At 50.0% G+C, this 7,188-nt stretch carries 7 protein-coding genes; 3 read left to right on the top strand and 4 right to left on the bottom strand.

Going from position 1 to position 7,188, the window contains the following annotated elements:
* Nucleotides 1-18: 18 nt before the first annotated feature.
* The 3 genes from VIN66_RS10095 to mpl are packed head-to-tail and all read right to left on the bottom strand — an operon-like array spanning nucleotide 19 to nucleotide 2,941.
* Nucleotides 19-945: an ABC transporter ATP-binding protein gene (locus VIN66_RS10095; protein WP_331923867.1), complete on the bottom strand. Its 927-nt coding sequence runs from the start codon at nucleotides 943-945 to the stop codon at nucleotides 19-21.
* A gap of 2 nt (nucleotides 946-947) precedes the next feature.
* Nucleotides 948-1,583, bottom strand: a complete 636-nt coding sequence (locus VIN66_RS10090) for a flavin prenyltransferase UbiX (RefSeq protein WP_331923866.1) — start codon at nucleotides 1,581-1,583, stop codon at nucleotides 948-950.
* Nucleotides 1,580-2,941: a UDP-N-acetylmuramate:L-alanyl-gamma-D-glutamyl-meso-diaminopimelate ligase gene (gene mpl, locus VIN66_RS10085; RefSeq protein WP_331923865.1), complete on the bottom strand. Its 1,362-nt coding sequence runs from the start codon at nucleotides 2,939-2,941 to the stop codon at nucleotides 1,580-1,582. Before mpl ends, VIN66_RS10090 begins: the two co-directional genes overlap by 4 nt.
* A gap of 142 nt (nucleotides 2,942-3,083) precedes the next feature.
* Here mpl and VIN66_RS10080 point away from each other — a divergent pair, with 142 nt between their 5' ends.
* From VIN66_RS10080 to VIN66_RS10070, 3 genes are all read left to right on the top strand, one after another.
* Nucleotides 3,084-4,055 carry a class 1 fructose-bisphosphatase gene (locus tag VIN66_RS10080; RefSeq protein ID WP_331923864.1) on the top strand — a complete coding sequence of 324 codons (972 nt, stop codon included), beginning with the start codon at nucleotides 3,084-3,086 and terminating at the stop codon, nucleotides 4,053-4,055.
* A 73-nt stretch (nucleotides 4,056-4,128) separates the two neighbouring features.
* On the top strand, nucleotides 4,129-4,656 hold the full coding sequence (gene ppa, locus VIN66_RS10075; RefSeq protein ID WP_134051893.1) for an inorganic diphosphatase: 528 nt from the start codon (nucleotides 4,129-4,131) through the stop codon (nucleotides 4,654-4,656).
* A gap of 144 nt (nucleotides 4,657-4,800) precedes the next feature.
* A complete protein-coding gene (locus VIN66_RS10070) occupies nucleotides 4,801-6,420 on the top strand; it encodes a methyl-accepting chemotaxis protein (RefSeq protein ID WP_331923863.1) in 1,620 nt (539 codons plus the stop codon).
* A 39-nt stretch (nucleotides 6,421-6,459) separates the two neighbouring features.
* Here VIN66_RS10070 and VIN66_RS10065 read toward each other — a convergent pair.
* On the bottom strand, nucleotides 6,460-7,188 hold a 729-nt coding region (locus VIN66_RS10065; RefSeq protein ID WP_331923862.1), incomplete at its 5' end, for a malic enzyme-like NAD(P)-binding protein.

Below are 7,188 nucleotides of genomic sequence, written 5' to 3'. Positions count from 1 at the left end.
CCATGTAATTGGCGTTGATCATTTTGCACCTCCGCGGCCATGTTCAACCAGGGTGACAAATAATTCTTCCAACCGGTTCGCTTTATTGCGCATTGATAACACTTTTATACCCTGCTCACTAAGTTGGCTAAAAATGGGGTTTAAGCCCTGACTTTTCTCAACATCCACTTCAATACTATGGTCATCCAATGCGCGCCAGTTGAGCTCATCTAAACGCAGATTTGCTGGCACATCGGCTAAATCCAGCACAAAGGTCTCTACCGTCAGCTTCGCCAGCAAGGCTTTCATGGTGGTGTTTTCAATAATCTGACCTTTGTCGATAATAGCGATATTGCGACACAGCATTTCTGCTTCTTCCAGATAATGCGTTGTCAGAATAATCGTTACGCCCTGCTGATTAATGCTGCGCAAAAACTCCCACATCGAGCGACGAAGCTCAATATCTACGCCTGCGGTAGGTTCATCGAGGATCAGCAGTTTCGGCTCATGCATTAAGGCCCTGGCAATCATTAGCCGCCGTTTCATGCCGCCTGAAAGTTCACGGGCCCGGGCGTGACGCTTTTCCCACAACCCTAACTGGCCGAGATACTTCTCTGCCCGCTCAATGGCTATTTTCTTTGGCACACCGTAATAACCCGCCTGATTCACCACTATCTGCAGCACCGTTTCAAACTGGTTAAAGTTAAACTCTTGCGGTACCAGCCCGAGTTGACTTTTGGCTTGCTCCAGCTGGCTGTCGATATCGAAGCCGAACACGCTGACTTTGCCGCGGGTTTTATTGACCAAAGAGCTGATCACGCCAATAGTGGTACTTTTACCGGCGCCGTTCGGCCCCAGCAACGCAAAGAAATCGCCTTGCCTGACCTGTAAATCTATACCACTAAGCGCAACTGTTCCGCTTTTATACACCTTATGCAGGCCGGTAATATCCAAGGCTAAACTCAATGTTACTCTCCTGTCTGTGTCGTGTCGCCGCTATAACCCCAGCGGTTAAGTAACTGATGCGGCACCTGTAAATGATCTAAAATACGCGCCACCATAAAATCGACTAAATCACTGATTTGCTGTGGCTGATGATAAAAGCCCGGCGCTGCCGGCATAATGGTGACACCAAGCCGGGCCAACGCCAGCATGTTTTCCAGATGGATGGCGCTAAGCGGGCTTTCCCGCGGTACCAGTATTAACTGGCCTTTTTCTTTTATTACCACATCTGCCGCACGCTCAATTAAATTGTCGCTTGCACCTGTGGCAATGGCTGATACAGTACCGGTTGAACAGGGGCACACCACCATCTGGCGCGGAGCGGCAGAACCCGACGCCACCGGTGAAAACCAGTCATCCTTGCCATACACCTTTAACAGTGCCTTATCGCAGCCAAAATGCTGCTGCAGGTATTCGGTACATTTTTCCGGTGCGGCCGGTAGCTTAATATTGTGCTCAGTCGCAAACACGACTCTGGCCGCGCTGGATATAAGCAAATGTACTTTTATGCCCTGCGCCAGCAACAGCTCCAGCAAACGCCAGCCATAGGGGGCCCCTGAGGCACCGCTAAATGCCAGCGTGATCTGTTTTTCGCTACTCATTTGTGCTCCCATTTTTCCGATAGCGCACCGATAAGCCTGTCGTGAATACCGCCAAAGCCGCCGTTGCTCATGATTACAATGCTGTCTCCGGGCACGGCTTGGTCGGCTAGCAGTTGCACCAGAGCATCAATGTCACGGCTTAAACTGGCTTTTGGCGCTAACGATCTGGCTAACGCATCTAACGACCAGTTCGCATTGGCTGGCTCATACAAATACACCTTGTCTGCCAACGCCAGCGCCAACGGCAACGCCGCCTGATGCACACCCATACGCATAGTGTTAGACCGTGGTTCAAGCACTGCCAGCACACGCTTGCCACCCACTTTATTGCGAATGCCCTGTAAAGTGGTGCTGATTGCCGTTGGATGATGGGCAAAATCGTCGTATACCCTGATATCTGCGATATTTGCCTTTAGCTCCATCCGCCGTTTCGGAGCAACAAAACGCGCCAGGGCTTCCAGTGCAATCGCTACCGGAACACCGGCATGCCTCGCCGCGGCAATAGCCATCACTGCGTTATCAACATTGTGCTGGCCGTTTAATTGCCAGCTAAGTTCACCGAGTTTTTTCTGCTGATAATACAAAGCAAACTGGCTGCCATCTGTCTGTAAAAGCTCTGCAGTCCAGGCGCTACCATAGCTTTGCCGTTCGCTCCAGCAGCCCATATCCAGTGTCTGTTTAATTGCCGGTGTATCTTCAGGTGCCAGCACCAGACCATTTGCCGGTACCATCCGCAGCAAATGATGAAACTGGCGCTGAATTGCCGCTAAATCCGGGAAAATATCTGCATGATCGTATTCCAGATTATTGATCACCAGCGTACGTGGCCGGTAGTGCACGAACTTAGAGCGTTTATCAAAGAATGCGGTATCGTATTCATCGGCTTCAATAACAAAGAATGGCGATTCACCAAGCCGGGCAGAACAGTCAAAATTCTGTGGGATGCCGCCGATTAAAAAACCGGGCTTGAGCCCGGCATAGTCCAGGATCCATGCCAGCATAGTACTGGTAGTGGTTTTGCCATGAGTACCCGACACCGCCAGCACCCAGCGGTCATGCAGCACTTGCTCGGCCAGCCACTGCGGGCCTGAGGTATAACGCAGGTTAGTATTCAGCACATGCTCTACAGCGGTATTGCCGCGGGATAAGGCATTGCCAATAATCACCAGATCGGGGGCCGGTTCCAGCTGCGCCGGATCCCAGCCCTGTGTGAGTTCGATGCCCAGTTGTTCAAGCTGGGTGCTCATCGGTGGGTACACATTGGCATCTGAGCCAGTTACCTGGTGTCCCAGCGCCTTGGCAATAGCCGCAATACCACCCATAAAGGTGCCACAAATACCGAGAATATGAATATGCATACCAAATCCTGAAAGTTAACTGCCGCCATTGTAGCAAATGCGAACTTGTTGGCAGTAACAACTGCAATTTACACAGAAATTCATTAAACTACGCCAGCCTCTGCAGCTTAAGTAACACAATAACAGATAAGGAACCTATCACATGCGCCGCATCTCGCCAGTACTACAGCAGGATGGAGTCGACAGCGACCTGATTTCACTGATTAAGACCATACTGGCAGCCTGCCGGGAAATTTCGTTCCGCGTAAGTCAGGGTGAACTGGCTGGTGTATTAGGTTCTACCCTTGGCGAGAATATTCAAGGGGAAACGCAGAAAAAACTCGATATTATTGCCAATGAACTGCTAAAAGAAGTCATTCTGGAAACCGGCGTCGTTAAAGCCATCAGTTCAGAAGAAGAAGATGACACTGTCGCCGGTAATCCAAATGGTAAGTACCTGGTGACCTTTGACCCGCTGGATGGCTCCTCTAACACCGACATCAACAGTTTAATCGGCACCATTTTTTCTATTTTGCCGGCGCCGGCAGACAAAGATGCTGCAGATGCCAGCATGTTTTTGCAACCGGGCACAGCGCAACTGGCGGCAGGTTACGTATTGTACGGCCCGTCAACTATGCTGGCATTAACCACCGGCAAAGGTACCCGCATTTATACGCTGGATAAGACCTATGGCGGTTTCCTGCTGACAGAAGAGCAAGCCACCATACCGAAATACACTGCCGAATTTGCTATTAATATGTCAAACCAACGCTACTGGCAGGCACCGATGCAAGCCTACATCAATGATTTGCTGCAGGGCAAAGACGGTCCGCGTGGTAAAAACTATAATATGCGCTGGATAGCCGCCATGGTGGGTGATGTGCACCGTGTATTATGCCGCGGCGGCATCTTTGCTTACCCGCGCGATACCAAAGATGCGAACAAGCCGGATAAACTGCGGCTAATGTATGAAGCCAATCCGATGAGCTTTCTGGTAGAACAGGCTGGTGGCGCAAGCTCTACCGGCTATGAGCGCATCATGGAGGTCGTGCCGGTAGATATCCATCAGCGCATTGCCGTCATTCTAGGCTCCAAACACGAAGTAGAAAACTGCGTAGCCTATCATCAGCGATAGCCATTTTTAATTGCGGCGCTATAATAAGCGCCACTTTTTTTAAACCGATTTTAATGAACTAAAGGACCAGGCCATGAGCTTAAGCGATGTAGCTGCAGGTAAAAACCTGCCAGAAGAAATCAACGTCATTATTGAAATCCCGGCCAACGCCGACCCGATTAAATATGAAGTGGATAAAGACACCGGTACCGTCTGGGTTGACCGTTTTATGGCTACGCCAATGTTCTATCCGTGCAACTATGGTTTTGTTAACCAGACGCTGTCACTGGATGGAGATCCGGTAGATGTGCTGGTGCCAACACCTTACCCGCTGGTGCCGGGTGCGGTAATTAAATGCCGGCCGGTTGGCGTACTGTTTATGTCTGATGAGTCAGGCGAAGATGCCAAAGTTATTGCTGTACCGGTAAGCAAGCTGACCAAGCTGTATGACCATGTCAAAGATATTAATGACGTAGATGAGCTGCTGAAAAAACAAATCCAGCATTTCTTCGAGCGTTATAAAGAGCTGGAACCCGGCAAGTGGGTAAAAGTAAATGGCTGGGGTGATGCAGAAGCCGCCAAAGCCGAAATTATGACCTCATTTGAGCGTGCGAAAAAGTAATCTAGCGAAAGGCCCGGCTGCACCGGGCCTTTTCTTTTTATCGGCCTGAACTCCAACTACTACAAGCATTTAGCGCAATAAAACACTATACTGCGCAAAAACATACTCTCATAATAATTATTCAAACTCACAGAGGCATGCTGTATGGATGTGTTACGACGTCTGTCTATCGCAAAGAAAATCTATTTAATTCCTTTCATTGGTACTCTCAGTTTCGTTATCTATCTCATACTCGCCAGCCTTACTGCGCTAAATAACGTTAAAACGCTGGAGCAGACCCGCGACATTCAGTTTCCGGTGCTGCAGGCATCTCAGCATGCTCAGGTGCTGCTGGAACGGGTGAAAGACTCACTGGCCAGTGCCGTAACAACCGGGGATAACGAGGCGTTAGCCGGCGCTGCCACCTTTCGTAGCTCACTGACCGACGCGCTGAACAATATCAGCCGGTTAAACAACGATTACGCCAGTGATATTAACAACATAAAGCAGAGTTTTGATGCCTATTATCAGGCTGCTTACAGCGTTTCTGAGCAAATGATTAATAACACCGCAGATTTCAGCACGCTGGCACAGCGCTCTGCAACGATGAATGCTGATTACGACAATACCGCCCGCTTGCTCAGTCAATTCAGCGATACCAAACTCAGCCAGTTTACCACATCAATTGATGATGCCAGTGAACAGGCCGGCACCCTGATCACGGTAGGCATTGTAATGGGCATTATTACCACACTGGTGCTGTTTGGTACGGCTTTTCCAATCGCACACGGTATTCAGAACAGCCTCAGCAGCATGATCCGTTCATTGCAAAGCCTGGCAAAAGAAGATGGCGATCTGACAGCCCGTATTCATACCAACAGCAAAGATGAACTGGGCGATCTGGCGCACTGGTTCAATACCTTTATGCAAAAGCTACAGCACGTGGTTAAAGATATTATTAACACTGCTGTGCCATTATCAAAACTGGCAAAAGATCTGCACCAGCTGACTGACGATACCAATAAAACAATATCTAATCAGCGCAGCGCGGCTAACCAGGCTAAGCATGCGGTAGATGATATGAGCGCCAGCGTTGTCGCTGAGGTAGCCAGCGCAAACGAAGCTGCAGCTGCTGCAAACCAATCCAGCGATGCTGCCGATCAGGGCCAGAAAACGGTTATTCTGACGGTAGAGAATATTCAGCAGTTGGCTGGCAACGTACAAGAGGCATCTGAAGTCATTACCCAACTGGAAAAAGATGCCAATCAGGTTGGCACTGTACTCAGTGTCATTAAAGGCATTGCCGAACAAACCAATCTGCTGGCACTAAACGCAGCGATAGAAGCAGCCCGTGCTGGTGAACAGGGCCGTGGTTTTGCTGTGGTAGCAGATGAAGTGCGCACTCTGGCATCACGAACGCAAAAGTCGACTGAAGAAATACAGCGCACGATTGAACAGCTGCAGACTGCCGCACGGTTATCCGTTCAGAAAATGCAGCAAAGTACCGCCCAGGCTGACAACAGTGTGCAAAGCGCCAATCAGGCAGGAGACGCACTGCAGCTAATCACGCAGAGCATTGCGCAAATCCGCCTGATGAATCAGCAAATAGCTGACGCAACAGACGATCAACAAAAAATGGCCAGCGACATCGTCGGCCATGTAGACGCTATCTTCAAAAATACCGAGCACAGCTCAGAGAGTGCTGGCCATATCGCTAAAGCCAGCAGTGAACTGGCAACTCTGGCGCATAATCTGGAAGACATTACCCGCTTGTTCCGGGTCTGACACCGTAAAAAAGCCGGCTTAAGCCGGCTTTTTTATTGATTACTCAGCGTAGTAGCCTTTCGGTACAGCCAGTTTAGCCACACCCGAAGCGACAGCGGCTTCTGCCACAGATCTGGCAACACGTGCCAGCAATCTTGGATCCATCGGCTTTGGAATAATATAGCTGCTACCAAAACTCAACTCGCCGACTTTAGCAGCAATCAGTACTTCCTGTGGTACCGGCTCTTTAGCGATAGCACGGATAGCATGCACTGCTGCCAGCTTCATTTCATCATTAATCACACTGGCTCTCACATCCAGCGCACCGCGGAAGATAAACGGAAAGCACAGCACGTTATTCACCTGATTCGGGTAATCTGAACGACCGGTCGCCATAATAATGTCATTACGCACCGCATGCGCCAGCTCAGGCTTAATTTCCGGATCGGGGTTAGAACAGGCAAATATCACCGGCTTATCGGCCATCAGCTTTAACGCTTCAGGTGGTAGCACATCCGGCCCGGACACACCAACAAACACATCCGCACCAGTCAGCGCATCTTCCAGCGTGCGCTTATCGGTATTGTTGGCAAACAGCTGCTTATACTGGTTGAGGTCGTTACGGCGGGTGTGGATCACCCCTTTGGTATCCAACATGTAGATATGCTCGCGCTGTGCACCGCATTTTATCAGCAACTCCATACAGGCAATTGCCGCGGCCCCCGCGCCCATACACACAATAATAGCTTGTCTGATGTCTTTACCCTGGATCTCCAGCGCATTTAACAT

This window comes from Rheinheimera sp. (assembly GCF_036568245.1).
In the GTDB taxonomy this organism is placed as follows: Bacteria; Pseudomonadota; Gammaproteobacteria; order Enterobacterales; family Alteromonadaceae; genus Alishewanella.
Note: the sequence above shows the minus strand (reverse complement) of the source record. Positions and strands in the feature narration are given on the sequence as shown.

Excerpts from the sequence above, each read along its gene's own strand:
- VIN66_RS10090 (WP_331923866.1), bottom strand. The coding sequence starts at position 1,583 with ATGAGTAGCGAAAAACAGATCACGCTGGCATTTAGCGGTGCCTCAGGG.
- mpl (WP_331923865.1), bottom strand. The coding sequence starts at position 2,941 with ATGCATATTCATATTCTCGGTATTTGTGGCACCTTTATGGGTGGTATT.
- VIN66_RS10080 (WP_331923864.1), top strand. The coding sequence starts at position 3,084 with ATGCGCCGCATCTCGCCAGTACTACAGCAGGATGGAGTCGACAGCGAC.
- ppa (WP_134051893.1), top strand. The coding sequence starts at position 4,129 with ATGAGCTTAAGCGATGTAGCTGCAGGTAAAAACCTGCCAGAAGAAATC.
- VIN66_RS10070 (WP_331923863.1), top strand. The coding sequence starts at position 4,801 with ATGGATGTGTTACGACGTCTGTCTATCGCAAAGAAAATCTATTTAATT.